Annotated in this window: 10 protein-coding genes; all 10 read left to right on the top strand. The window is 45.3% G+C overall.

The window, feature by feature from the left end:
• The first annotated feature begins 73 nt into the window (after positions 1–73).
• The 10 genes from IGK61_RS15935 (at position 74) to IGK61_RS15890 (ending at position 13,140) form a co-directional block, all read left to right on the top strand.
• Positions 74–2,284, top strand: coding sequence for a RelA/SpoT family protein (locus IGK61_RS15935; protein WP_005227770.1), 2,211 nt, complete (start codon positions 74–76; stop codon positions 2,282–2,284).
• A 6-nt stretch (positions 2,285–2,290) separates the two neighbouring features.
• Positions 2,291–2,737 carry a D-aminoacyl-tRNA deacylase gene (dtd, locus tag IGK61_RS15930; RefSeq protein ID WP_005227772.1) on the top strand — a complete coding sequence of 149 codons (447 nt, stop codon included), beginning with the start codon at positions 2,291–2,293 and terminating at the stop codon, positions 2,735–2,737.
• Between the two features lie 312 nt (positions 2,738–3,049).
• Positions 3,050–4,591, top strand: coding sequence for an FtsX-like permease family protein (locus tag IGK61_RS15925; protein ID WP_081343880.1), 1,542 nt, complete (start codon positions 3,050–3,052; stop codon positions 4,589–4,591).
• Positions 4,592–4,603: 12 nt separating this feature from the next.
• Complete coding sequence (locus IGK61_RS15920) at positions 4,604–5,278, top strand: ABC transporter ATP-binding protein (protein WP_005227776.1); 675 nt, start codon at positions 4,604–4,606, stop codon at positions 5,276–5,278.
• Positions 5,271–6,821, top strand: coding sequence for a PASTA domain-containing protein (locus IGK61_RS15915; RefSeq protein ID WP_074536175.1), 1,551 nt, complete (start codon positions 5,271–5,273; stop codon positions 6,819–6,821). Before IGK61_RS15920 ends, IGK61_RS15915 begins: the two co-directional genes overlap by 8 nt.
• Before the next feature lie 189 nt (positions 6,822–7,010).
• Entirely contained in the window at positions 7,011–8,750 is a 1,740-nt protein-coding gene (locus IGK61_RS15910) for an ABC transporter ATP-binding protein (RefSeq protein WP_074536174.1), read from the top strand.
• Positions 8,689–10,611 (top strand): ABC transporter ATP-binding protein, encoded by a 1,923-nt coding sequence (locus tag IGK61_RS15905; RefSeq protein ID WP_005227782.1) that lies wholly within the window; start codon positions 8,689–8,691, stop codon positions 10,609–10,611. Before IGK61_RS15910 ends, IGK61_RS15905 begins: the two co-directional genes overlap by 62 nt.
• Before the next feature lie 202 nt (positions 10,612–10,813).
• On the top strand, positions 10,814–11,308 hold the full coding sequence (locus IGK61_RS15900) for a methylated-DNA--[protein]-cysteine S-methyltransferase (protein ID WP_060792562.1): 495 nt from the start codon (positions 10,814–10,816) through the stop codon (positions 11,306–11,308).
• 103 nt (positions 11,309–11,411) lie between these two features.
• Positions 11,412–12,917, top strand: a complete 1,506-nt coding sequence (locus IGK61_RS15895) for a phosphoglucomutase (protein ID WP_060792561.1) — start codon at positions 11,412–11,414, stop codon at positions 12,915–12,917.
• A 19-nt stretch (positions 12,918–12,936) separates the two neighbouring features.
• Entirely contained in the window at positions 12,937–13,140 is a 204-nt protein-coding gene (locus IGK61_RS15890) for a hypothetical protein (RefSeq protein WP_005227790.1), read from the top strand.
• Positions 13,141–13,185: the final 45 nt, after the last annotated feature.

Here is a 13,185-nt window from a genome sequence, read left to right as displayed (position 1 = left end):
GTGACGAAACGTTAACAGCGACTTCTGTCTGCCTTTTTGATAGCACAAAAAAGAAAAGCAGGAGGCGGAATGAATGGCAAAAGAAGTTATATTGACCGGGCCCAATGTCATCAAATTGGTCGCTCATTATATGAGTGAAGAGCATGTTGCCTTTGTCCAAAAAGCATTAGATTACGCGACAGAAGCCCATAAAGAACAATTCCGTAAATCCGGCGAGCCTTACATTATTCATCCAATCCAAGTTGCGGGGATCTTGGCAGAATTGCAGATGGATCCTCATACCGTTGCAACTGGTTTTTTGCATGATGTCGTCGAAGATACCGATGTGACGTTAGCCGATCTGAAAGAAGAATTCGGTGCAGATGTAGCGATGCTAGTGGATGGCGTGACCAAGCTGGGTAAGATCAAGTACAAATCTCATGAAGAACAATTAGCAGAAAATCATCGAAAAATGTTGATCGCCATGGCGCAAGATTTACGGGTCATCATGGTCAAACTGGCTGACCGTTTACATAATATGCGCACGTTGAAACATCTGCGGGAAGACAAACAGCGCCGCATCGCCCAAGAAACGATGGAAATCTATGCCCCATTGGCTCATCGTTTAGGGATCAGCCGCATCAAATGGGAATTAGAAGATATTTCTTTGCGTTATTTGAATCCACAGCAATATTACCGAATCGTGCATTTGATGCAGACAAAGCGAGAAGAACGGGAATCCTACGTTTCTGAAACCGTAGAAGAGATTCGGATCGCCACCGAGGAACTAGATATCTATGCTGAGATCTATGGCCGACCAAAGCATATTTACTCGATCTATCGCAAGATGAAAGACCAAAAGAAACAGTTCAATGAAATCTATGATTTGTTGGCGATCCGAGTGATCGTTGACTCCATCAAAGATTGTTATGCGGTTTTGGGAACGATCCATACAAAATGGAAACCAATGCCTGGACGGTTCAAGGATTATATCGCGATGCCAAAAGCCAACATGTACCAATCGCTGCATACGACGGTCATTGGTCCCAAAGGCAATCCTGTCGAGATCCAAATTCGGACCCATGAAATGCATGAGATCGCTGAATTTGGGGTTGCTGCGCACTGGGCCTATAAAGAAGGCAAGACCGAAAAAGTCAGAGCCGACAAGATGACCCAACAAGTTGGCTGGTTCCGAGAAATCTTGGAACTACAAGATGAAAGCTATGATGCTTCTGAATTTATGGAAGGTGTCAAAGGCGATATTTTCAGCGACAAAGTCTATGTATTTACGCCAAAAGGTGATGTGACGGAGTTGCCTCAAGGCTCCAGTCCCCTGGATTTTGCCTATAGCATCCATACCGACATCGGTAACAAAACCACCGGCGCCAAGGTCAACGGCAAGATGGTCCAATTGGACTACAAGCTAAAAAATGGGGACATTATCGAGATCTTGACCTCACCAAATTCCTTTGGTCCAAGCCGCGACTGGGTCAAACTAGTGGCTACCAGCAAAGCGAAGAACAAAATCAAACGATTTTTTAAAGCCCAAGATCGTGATGAAAACATCATCAAAGGGCATGAGGCAGTGGTTCGTACCTTACAAGATATGGGCTTTGTGCCAAAAGAATTTTTGACGAAAAGCAAAATGGCGGAAGCTTGCGAACGGTTCAACTACCAAACAGAAGATGATCTATTTGCCTCTGTCGGCTATGGGGAAGTTAGTCCCACGACTTTAGCCAACCGTTTGACCGAAGAAGAACGGCGCGAGAAACAAATCGAGAAGCAAAAGCAGCAAGTCCAAGAGATGATCAATCAACCGACGAAAAAAGAACCAGAAAAAATGAAGGTTCGTCACGAAGGCGGCATTGTCATTGAAGGGGTCGATAACTTGTTGATCCGTATCTCCCGCTGCTGCAATCCGGTCCCTGGAGATTCGATCGTCGGCTACATTACCAAAGGTCGAGGAATCTCGATCCACCGTAGCGATTGTCCCAATGTTCAAAACAAAGACGCCGCGAACCGTTTGATCGATGTTGAGTGGGAAGATGCCACCGACATCAACAAAGAATACGATGCCGATCTTGAGATCTACGGCTATGATCGTTCTGGGTTGCTCAATGATGTCTTACAGACAGTCAACACTGTCACGAAGCGCTTAGTGAGTGTCGAAGCCAAAACCAACAAAGACAAAATGGCAACGATCCGCATCACGGTGGCGATTCAGAATTTGACTCATTTGAAATCGATCGTTGATAAGATCAAACAGATTCCAGATGTTTACAGCGTCAGACGTACGAAGGGATGAGAAAGAATGCGGGCAGTGATCCAGCGAGTCAGTCAAGCAAGTGTGTCGATTGAGGAGAATATCGTCGGTGCGATCCAACAAGGGTTTATGGTTTTATTGGGGATCACCCATGAGGATACAGGCGACGATGTGGCTTATCTCGTAAGAAAAATCAAAAATCTGCGGGTTTTTGAAGACGAAGAAGGTAAAATGAATCGGTCACTGGAAAGTATAAATGGCGCCGTCTTGAGTATTTCACAGTTCACCCTCTATGGGGAGACCAAGAAAGGCAATCGCCCCAGCTTCATTCAAGCGGCACCGCCAAGTATTGCGATCCCGCTTTACGAAGCTTTTAATGAAGGCTTAAAAGCCGAAGGGATCACTGTTGCTACTGGAAAATTTGGTGCAGATATGCAAGTCGCCTTGGTCAATGATGGCCCGGTGACGATTGTGATCGATACGAAAGAAAAATAAGTGATACAAAACGAAGGATTTTCTCGCTGGGAAAGAGTGAGAGAATTCCTTCGTTTTTTTATACTCTCGAAAGCGCCAAGCATTTTTGATGGAATTTAAGTAAAATTTAAGTTGAAATCGGGAAATCTTACAAAACTGTTAGCAAAAATCCCATTCTTTTATTTGTTATTTAACATCTTTTTCTTGTTCTTTTATAAGGGTTTTTAAATGGAAATATCGTTTGTATTCGTTTTTTAATATTTCGAATTCGAAAAACGACCCTTTATTGCGATTGTTCTTGAAGGAGAAGTATGGAATAATTGTTAAAAAATAATGTCACTGGAGGAAATAACAATGAACTTTTGGCAGCGTGCATTAAAAAGTATCACCAGAAGAAAAGGGAAATCATTTATTTTATTTTTAGTTCTATTTATTCTAGGCAATGTGATCGCTGGTGCTGTAGCAATTCAACAATCCACTGCCAACGTGGAGCGAGAGACGAAACGCAAAATGGGGAACGTAGCTACGGTGGAAATGGATTGGGAAGGTTTTGATAAAGACCATGCGGATGTTTCGGAGGAAGAACGGTCTCAAGAGGATTTTTATCCGAAACCACCAGCGCTGGATGTTTATAAGCAAATCGGTCAGTTAAGCTATGTCAAACAATATGACTATCAAATGATGGGCAGTTTAGAAACGAAAGAACTGAAAGCGTATGTACCAGAAGATGGTTCAATACAGATGGGCGGTCAATATTTCACATTGAAAGGCGGCAATTTGACACAGCCAATAGATATGCAAGAAGGGTTGATTCGTCTCGATGAAGGCGAAGGCCTAACGGAAAAAGATTTAAATGAACTGACGAATGCGGTATTGATCAGTAAAGAAGTTGCTGAACTGAATAACTTGAGCGTTGGTGATCAGTTGGTTTGGGATATCCGGACAGATATCATGATGGGCGGTGGAAGCGAGATCGTGGATGACGAAGAAAACGATGGCACAGAAGAAACTAGTGATGACAGCAACAGTGCCAGCTTTGATTATCCTGTGACGATCGCTGGAATTTTTTCGGTAGTTAAAAAAGATCAGAGCAATCAAAATGATTCATCGGATCAAAGTGGTAGTCAAAACTCCGATACGATATGGCAAGTGATGGATCAAATCAATACGTTTTATGCTAGTAATAATCTAGTCCTCGATTACACTAAGATTCAAGCAGAGAAGGTTTGGGGTGAAACAATCGATGAAGATGCAGATAACTTTTATCAACCGATCTTTGTCCTAAATTCAACGGATGACGTCGAAGCCTTTAAACAAGAAGCTGGTGCGTTATTGCCCCAATATTACCGCGTCGTTGCCAATACGGATCAATACGAGCAGATCGCCGGTGGTTTTACTCGTTTAGGAGTGATCGCAAATTACATCGTGATCATTGCATCGATCGCTACCATCTTTATCATTTCCTTAGTGGTCTTGCTTTTCTTACGAGATCGGAAACAAGAATTAGGCATCTATCTTTCCTTGGGGGAAAGTCGTGGGAAAGTCATTGGTCAGATCGTGATTGAAGTCTTGCTGGTTAGTTTAGCCGCACTGCTATTGTCCTTAGTGACCGGGAACTTATTAGGTGGTGCCGTTTCAAATACCTTGATGCAAAACGATTGGATGAGCAATCAAAATGAGATGGGCGGTGTTTATTATGGCAGTATGATAGCAGCTAATATTGATTACATGGATATCAAAAATGCTTATCAAGTATCCTTCTCAGCCGGCTACATCATCACGTATCTGCTGTTAGGTCTAGGAACTGTCTTACTCTCAGCGATTTTACCGCTATTGTATATTTTACGCTTGAATCCAAAGAAAATCATGATGTAGGAGGAACCAACGATGACTTTATTAGAAACGAAAGCAGTCGATTACTATTACCAAGACGGCGATCAGCGCCGCTATATACTGAAAGAGACCTCTGTTTCTTTTGAAAAAGGGACTTTCTATGCCATCTTAGGACAATCTGGTTCGGGAAAAACGACGTTTTTATCCTTGATCAGTGCGTTGGATAGTCCGAAAAGCGGTCAAGTACTTTATGAAGGCACCGATATCGAAAAAATCGGGCATGAGAATTATCGCCGCGACGACATCAGTATCATTTTCCAAAGCTATAATCTGATTCCCTATTTGAGTGCAGTCGAAAATGTCTTAGTGCCGATGGCGATCACGAAAAATCAGCTACCAGACAATCAACGAGAAGTGGCGTACAATTTGCTGGATTATATAGGCATCACTAAAGAAAAAGCCGATCGTCTCGTCAATCAATTATCTGGTGGGGAACAACAACGGGTAGCGATCGCCCGGGCGTTAGCCACCAATGTCGATATCATTTTAGCGGACGAACCAACCGGGAATTTGGATGAAGAAATGGAACAAGAAATCATCGATATCTTTAAAGAGCTGGCACACGTCCACAACAAATGTGTGATCGTCGTGACCCACGCCAACGAGATCGCTCAACAAGCGGATGAAGTCTTGTATTTACGTAAAGGTGTGTTGAGCAAACATGAGTGATTTTTTATCAAATTTTAGCCCGGACAACTATGATGGCAAAAAGAAACCCACGCCTGATCGCGAGAAAAAAACCAGCGAACCTGTCGTAGATCAAAACGCAAGTGGCGCGGAGCAAGCGGGCAAACCAGCAGAGCCGACTCCGGTTCACCAATCAGAAGAGTCGACCGCTAGTGAGCCACTGAGTCGTTCGGCAGCCCGTCAACAAACACAGACGACTGAAGCAAAAGCGGCGAGTTCTTCGACGGAGAAGGTAGCATCAAAGGAACCAGTCAGCCGGTTTGGGAAAGAAGAAACGGAATTTGATCCGACCTACAAAAAGCGTAAGCAGAAAAAAATCTTGCTGATTGCCCTACTGACCGCCTTGGCGGTTGCCGTGATTGGGATCGTCTACTATCAAATGACCCATGTGAAGGTGCCAGATTTCACTGCCCAAGATCTGTCAGAAGCGCGGACGTGGGGCATGGAAGAAGGCGTCGCTATCAAAGTGGAGCAAGAATATGATTTTGACAAAGACGTCAACCAAGTGATCGACCAAAGTGTTGACCCTGACAAAAAGATCAAGAAGGGTGCCACATTGACACTGACGGCGAGTCTCGGGCCTGATCCTGAAGAACGCTTAGAGCTGCCAGATTTTTCAGCGATGCAAGTGACCGAAGCAAAAGAATGGATCGCCAGCAATAAAGCCGAGAACCTCTCTTTGATCGAACAATTTGACGACAACGTAGCAGCAGAAGCCTTTATTAAACAAGAGGCGGTCAACAAAGAGCTTGATTTGGCGGAATACAAACGCAAAGACCGTTTGAGTGTCTATTATTCAAAAGGGAAAGAGGTCTTTGAAAAGAATATTGAAGTACCTGATTTTACGGGCAAAGCCAAGAGTGAAGCTTCTGAATGGGCGAAAAAGAATGACTTGAAATACAAAGAAGAAACCGTCTTTTCTGACAGTGTCGCCCTGGATCTGGTGGTTTCACAAGAACCAGTCAAAGGCAGCAAACTCGCGAAAAAAGATGAATTTGTGGTGAAGGTCTCAAAAGGCCAAGCATTGACCGTTCCAGATTTTTCACAATACACGATCGAAGAAGCCCAAGGACTAGAATCGAAAATCCCGCTGCAAGTCAGCACAGTCTATTCCGATCAAGTGGCGTATGGTAGTTTCTTGAGCCAGTCGGAAGAAGCAGGCAAAGAATACAGCGAAAGCGATACTTTGCCAACCGTCAAAGTCGTCTACTCATTAGGCCGACCATATTTAAAAGACATCCGTTTCCAAGCAACGGAAGGCGACTTGCCAAAACTATTCTTTGATGAATACAAATCAAAAGGCGCCAACGTCTATTACGAAATCTACTATGTCGATTCGGCGGAACCAAAAGGAACCGTTGTTGAAATGAGCCGCTACGGCGAGTTTATTCCCCTAGAAACGTGGATCACCATCGGGATCAGCCGCGGCAATCTGCAAGGCAGTACCCAAACACCGCCGGCAGATGATGGCGGTGACGATGTCGATGAACCGATCAGTACCGCTGGTTCAAACGCTACCGAATAATCCTTACTAAGTGCTTTTTCAAACCGCATCAAAAAAGCAAGCACCCTTCTTTTTGGAAGGGTGCTTTTTACTTACTAATTGTAAAAAAAACACAAGCGAGCCGCTTGAAATCGCTGGGTCGATAAAGTAAACTTGATGGTAACGATAAAAAATGGCTCCGCAGTGCCATCTATAGAAGGGACGAAACAAATGATAAAAAAATTACTCGCGAATGTTGGCAGCTATAAGAAGGACAGCTTGCTGACCCCTGTGTATGTAGCAGGAGAGGTTGCCTTAGATGTCATTATGCCCCTGATCATGGCCATGATGATCGACCAAGGGATCGAAAAAGGAGACGCCGGTGTGATTCTAAGAGATGGCGGCTTGCTTTTTTTATGTTCCTTGATCGCATTACTTTTAGGAACGCTTGGCGGACGAACGGCAGCGATCGCTTCGGCTGGTTTTGCCCGCAACCTGCGGCACAATCTGTTTCGCCGAATCCAAGATTTTTCCTTTTCAAACATTGACCGCTTTTCTTCCTCCAGTTTGATCACCCGCTTGACCACTGACGTGACCAACGTCCAAAATGCTTACCAAATGATTATTCGTATTCTGGTCCGTAGTCCGTTAGTTCTGATTTTTTCACTTGCAATGGTTAGCACCATCAGTCCAGAACTTATGACGATCTATCTGGTTGTTTTACCGATCTTAGCGATTGGTCTGGCTTTAGTTATACGTTTTGCCCACCCGCTGTTTTTAAAAGTATTCCGCATTTATGACCGCCTGAATAATGTGGTGCAAGAAAATTTACAAGGGGTTCGCGTCGTGAAATCGTATGTCCGGGAAGAACAGCAAGAAGAACTGTTTGGCGAAGTGTCCACCGATGTTTATCGGAATTTCACGCTTGCGCAACGAATCGTCTCTTTCAACATGCCATTGATGCAATTTTCTGTCTATACGTGTATGCTGCTCCTGTCATGGTTTGGTGCCCAGCTGATCGTGGAACAAAGTAGCCTGACCACTGGTGAGTTAGTCAGCATGTTCAACTACACGATGCAGATTTTGATGAGCTTGATGATGATGTCGATGGCTTTCGTGCAGATTTTGATCGCACGAACGTCTGCCGAACGGGTCGTAGAAGTATTAGATGAAGAAAGTGACTTGAAAAATCCCGCCGATCCAGTCAAAGAGATCAAAGACGGCTCCATCGTTTTTGAGAATGTCGGCTTTAGTTACGCCAATGACAAAAACAAGCTGGCGCTGACGGATGCAAATCTGCGTATCGAATCCGGGGAAGTCATTGGAGTCATTGGCGGGACCGGGAGCGGAAAATCCACCCTCGTCCAGCTGATCCCGCGCTTATATGATGTGATTGAAGGGCGTGTCATCGTCGGCGGTCATGATGTTCGCGACTATGATTTAGAAGCATTGCGGGACCAAGTAAGTATGGTCTTGCAAAACAATGTCCTTTTCAGCGGCACCATCAACGACAATTTACGTTGGGGCAATGAAGAGGCGTCGGATGAAAAGATCCAGCGCGTGGCAACGATCGCACAAGCCGATCCCTTCATTCAAGAATTTCCTGATAAATATGAAACGCAGATCTCACAAGGAGGAAACAATGTTTCTGGTGGACAAAAACAACGGTTGACGATTGCTCGTGCCTTGTTGAAGAAACCGAAAATCTTGATCCTCGATGATTCTACCAGTGCCGTCGATACCAAAACCGACCGCAGTATTCGTGAAGGCTTGAAACGAGAAATCCCTGGAACGACGACGATCATTATTTCCCAACGGATCAATTCGATCGAAGATGCAGATCGGATCATCGTAATGGATGATGGCAAAATCAACGGCATCGGTACCCATGAAGAATTATTGGCAAACAATGCCATCTATCAAGAAGTGTACCATTCGCAGCAGAAAGGATTTGGTGAAGGTGAAGAATAGACAAGCAGCAAATCCCAAGCGCACATTGAAACGCTTATTGCGGACGATGTTTGGCGACTACAAAGGACAACTCCTATTCGTCGTTGTTATGATCTTATTAAGTGCCTTTGCCAACGTTCGCGGTTCGTTGTTTTTACAAGTCGTGATCGACGATCATATCACACCGCTTTTAGGGCAAGCCAATCCTGATTTTGGCGGTTTGTTTCGGGCGATCGTTCAAATGGCGATCATCTACCTGATTGGGATCTTGGCCGCACTGATCTATAACTTTATGATGGTCAAGATCAGTGAGGGGACGCAGAAAAAAATCCGTGACCAAATGTTTACGCATATGCAGTCTCTACCCGTCGGTTACTTTGATGCCCGCTCAGATGGCGACATCATGAGTCACTTTACCAACGATACGGATACGTTGCGCCAAATGATCTCCCAAAGTATTCCCAACTTGATGATGGCGGCGGTAACCTTTTGTTCTGTCTTTATCGCTATGTTCTCCATCAGTGTCCCATTGACTTTGTTCGTGATGCTGTCGATTATTTTGATGCTGAATGTGATCCGCATCATTTCTCGCCGCAGCGGCCGCTTCTTTGGCGCACAGCAACGAGATTTAGGCGCTGTCAACGGGTATATCGAAGAAATGATGCACGGGCAAAAAGTCGTCAAGATCTTCAATCATGAAAAAATCGTCATGGAAGAATTTGATGCCTTAAATGACCAACTACAAGAAAGTGCCACTAAAGCCAATGTCAATGCCAATACCTTGATGCCGATCATGATGAACTTACTGAATGTCCAATATGTCTTGATCGCCATCATTGGGGGCCTGTTTGCCATCAATGGTGTTTCTGGCCTAACGGTCGGGATGATCGCTTCTTTCTTGCAGCTGAGCCGTTCATTAAATGGTCCTATCAGCCAGGTGTCACAACAAATCAATTTTGTGATCATGGCGTTAGCTGGTGCCGAGCGGATCTTCCATCTATTAGATGAAACGCCAGAAATCGATCATGGCTACGTCACACTGGTCAATGCCAAATGGTCGCAAGGTCAGCTAGTTGAAACCAAAGAACGAACAGGCACGTGGGCGTGGAAACATCCCCACGAGGATGGGACCATTACCTATACGGAAGTGACGGGAGACGTGCGATTTGAAGATGTTGATTTCGGCTATGTCGACAATCAACTGGTCTTACATGATATCAATCTGTATGCAGAGCCTGGGCAAAAAGTTGCTTTTGTTGGTGCCACAGGTGCTGGTAAGACAACGATCACCAATTTGATCAATCGGTTCTACAACATCCAAGACGGGAAGATTCGTTATGATGGCATCAATATTGAAAAAATCCATCTTGAATCCCTGCGCCGCTCCTTAGGGATCGTGTTGCAAGACACCCATTTGTTTACTGGAACGATTCGCGAGAATATTCGCTTCGGAAAACTGGATGCTAGTGATGAAGAAGTGCTGGCAGCTGCGAAATTAGCCAATGCCGACATGTTTATCAACCACTTGCCAGAAAAATACGACACCGTGATCACGGGCGATGGCGAAGGGCTTTCCCAAGGGCAACGTCAGCTGTTGGCAATTGCGCGGGCAGCGATCGCTGATCCGCCAGTGATGATCTTAGACGAAGCCACCTCAAGCATCGATACCCGTACAGAGCGGATCGTCCAATCAGGGATGGACCGTTTGATGTCTGGACGGACCGTGTTTGTGATTGCTCATCGATTATCTACGATCCAAAACTCCGATGCCATCATGGTGATGGATCATGGCCGTATCATTGAGCGGGGGACTCATGAAACGCTATTGGCGGAAAAAGGCACCTATTATCAGCTCTATACTGGAAAAATCGAATTGGATTGATCCTGCCATGGCTACGGCTTGAAGCTGCAGCGACTGGCGATCTACCTATTTTTCCCCTTGTTTGCAACGACCGATTGGCAATAAGCCAGTCGGTTTTTTTGCGCAGCTCGAAAAAATGGTATACTGTCACTGAGATAGCCGCACAACGGCGGCAGCACATAAGCAGTTGTGCTGCGAAAAATGGATTCCATGAGGTGAAAATATGAAACTAGCATTGGCAAAGATCGTTTTAGATGATGAGTGGTATGAAGTGGTCCAATCGGAAAAAGGGCTAGTTTATTTTGGTCGGCAGCAGGATCATCATGAATTACTCAAGTTCTTTCCATTGGCTGAAATCAGTAGTACAGTTGACCTTGATCCAGTAATTGAAGCGCAGCTGCAAGCTTATTTTGCAGGGGAACCAGTGACATTTACTTTTGCGTTTGATTTTGTCGGGACACCATTTCAACAAACCGTTTGGCAAGCACTGACCCAAATTCCTTATGGGCAAACCACTACGTATAGTGACTTGGCGCTGCGCATTCAACGACCGACTGCTGTCCGCGCTGTCGCAAATGCAGTGGGGCGTAACCCGATGATGATCGTGGTTCCTTGTCATCGGGTGTTAGGAAAAAACGGCCGCTTGACGGGGTACCGGGGCGGGTTAGCAACCAAACGCCGACTACTGCAACTGGAAGGGATTCCGTTTAAAGAGTAAGGGAAGCAAACTATTTATAGTAAAAAATACTAAAAAGCAATTTCATTTCCTTTTTTCTCTGGTATAATAAAATTGATTCCGGTTACAAGAAGGGGTGGAGGAAATGAACATCGTTGATTTGCAAAATGGTTCTGATATTCGAGGAATTGCGATCGCAACAGAAAAAGAGCAGGTGACACTGACAGAGCAAGCGGTTCGGCAAGTTGCTTCGGGCTTGCGCAACTGGTTGGCAACAAAGGGCAGCGGTCCTTTTCGCGTGGGAGTCGGTCGTGACAGTCGCTTGAGTGGCGAAGCACTGCAAGAAGTGTTGATGGCACAGCTGCAGCAAGAAGGCGTGGCAGTGATCGATTGCGGCTTGGCAACGACACCTGCCATGTTTATGAGTACACAGTTTGCGGATTTCGACTGTGATGCTGGTGTGATGCTGACAGCGAGTCATTTGCCTTATTACTTTAATGGAATAAAAATTTTCAGCCGCCAAGGCGGTGCCGAAAAAACGGATATCCACTATATTTTGACCCACACTACCGTTCATGAGGCAGCGGAAAAAGGAAGCTATCAGCAAAAAGACTTGCTGACGCCTTATGCCCAAGATCTACTGCAAAAAATTCGCCAAGGGATTGGAACCAATGAGGAAAAACCTTTGGCTGGATTAAAGATCATTGTTGATGCAGGCAATGGCGCCGGCGGCTTTTTTGCTGAAAAAGTATTGCTGCCGCTGGGAGCAGATACGAATGGCTCGCAATTTTTAGAACCGGATGGGCATTTTCCCAATCATATCCCGAATCCAGACAATAAAGAGGCAATGGCAAGTATTCGCGAAGCCGTCTTGCGGGAACAAGCTGATTTAGGCATTATTTTCGATACCGATGTCGACCGCTCGGCCGTCGTGACCAAAAGCGGTGAGCCCTTGAACCGCAACAATATGATCGCTGTATTAAGCAAGATCATCTTAGCGGAACACCCTGGCACGCGTATCGTCACCAATTCGCCAACCTCTAATCATTTAAAAACCTTTATCGAAGCACTGGGAGGGCAGCAAGTACGCTATATTTCTGGCTACCGCAATGTGATCAACAAAGCGATCGAATTGAATGAAGCAGGACTGGACACACAGTTAGCCATCGAAACCAGCGGGCATGCCGCGTTTAAAGAAAATTTCTTTTTAGATGACGGGGCGTACGTGATCGCCAAGCTCTTGATGATGCTGCCTCAATTGCAACAGCAAGGCACGACACTGGATGAGCTGATCGCGGCGTTGCAACAACCCGCCGAGACCCAAGAATTGCGCTTTGCGATCCAACAAGCCGACTATCAAGACTATGGTCGCCAAGTGATCGCGGATTTAGCCGATCATTTGCTGCCAGGCTGGCAGATCGATCCAGAAAATGAGGAAGGTATTCGCATCAACTTGGCAGCGCCCTATGGCCAAGGCTGGTTCTTGCTGCGAATGAGCCTGCACGAACCACTGCTGGTGCTGCAGATCGAAAATGATGAAGCGGGTCATCTACCGGCAGTCGTTCAAGCGATCGGTCGCTTCCTATCGCAGTATGAAGCCATCGATCAAAGCAAACTGACACAGTTTTTAGCACAGCAACCAAAAATTTGAAGAAAAGCAGGGAACTAAAATGGTGATCTTGATGCTGCTGATCATGGCAGTGACGTATGGTGTGAATTTTTTCTTGTTTCGTTATTTGAACAAACGACCAAAAATCGATGTCGTTGAACGGTTATCAATGCTATTAGGTGTCAACATGAGTGTGCTTTTTTTCGATGGGATTTTATTGTTTATCGGAAAACTACTAATTGAGACTGTTGAGATCATCGAGTAACCTAGTCGTCCGTTTTTTGTTTGCCTCTTCACTGATTCCTCAGGA

Source organism: Enterococcus sp. AZ063 (assembly GCF_051715045.1).
Classification (GTDB): Bacteria; Bacillota; Bacilli; order Lactobacillales; family Enterococcaceae; genus Enterococcus_D; species Enterococcus_D casseliflavus.
Note: the sequence above shows the minus strand (reverse complement) of the source record. Positions and strands in the feature narration are given on the sequence as shown.

Bases quoted from the DNA above. Each gene is read 5' to 3' on its own strand.
- IGK61_RS15935 (WP_005227770.1), top strand. From the start codon at position 74: ATGGCAAAAGAAGTTATATTGACCGGGCCCAATGTCATCAAATTGGTC.
- dtd (WP_005227772.1), top strand. From the start codon at position 2,291: ATGCGGGCAGTGATCCAGCGAGTCAGTCAAGCAAGTGTGTCGATTGAG.
- IGK61_RS15925 (WP_081343880.1), top strand. From the start codon at position 3,050: ATGTCACTGGAGGAAATAACAATGAACTTTTGGCAGCGTGCATTAAAA.
- IGK61_RS15920 (WP_005227776.1), top strand. From the start codon at position 4,604: ATGACTTTATTAGAAACGAAAGCAGTCGATTACTATTACCAAGACGGC.
- IGK61_RS15915 (WP_074536175.1), top strand. From the start codon at position 5,271: ATGAGTGATTTTTTATCAAATTTTAGCCCGGACAACTATGATGGCAAA.
- IGK61_RS15910 (WP_074536174.1), top strand. From the start codon at position 7,011: ATGATAAAAAAATTACTCGCGAATGTTGGCAGCTATAAGAAGGACAGC.
- IGK61_RS15905 (WP_005227782.1), top strand. From the start codon at position 8,689: ATGCCATCTATCAAGAAGTGTACCATTCGCAGCAGAAAGGATTTGGTG.
- IGK61_RS15900 (WP_060792562.1), top strand. From the start codon at position 10,814: ATGAAACTAGCATTGGCAAAGATCGTTTTAGATGATGAGTGGTATGAA.
- IGK61_RS15895 (WP_060792561.1), top strand. From the start codon at position 11,412: ATGAACATCGTTGATTTGCAAAATGGTTCTGATATTCGAGGAATTGCG.
- IGK61_RS15890 (WP_005227790.1), top strand. From the start codon at position 12,937: ATGGTGATCTTGATGCTGCTGATCATGGCAGTGACGTATGGTGTGAAT.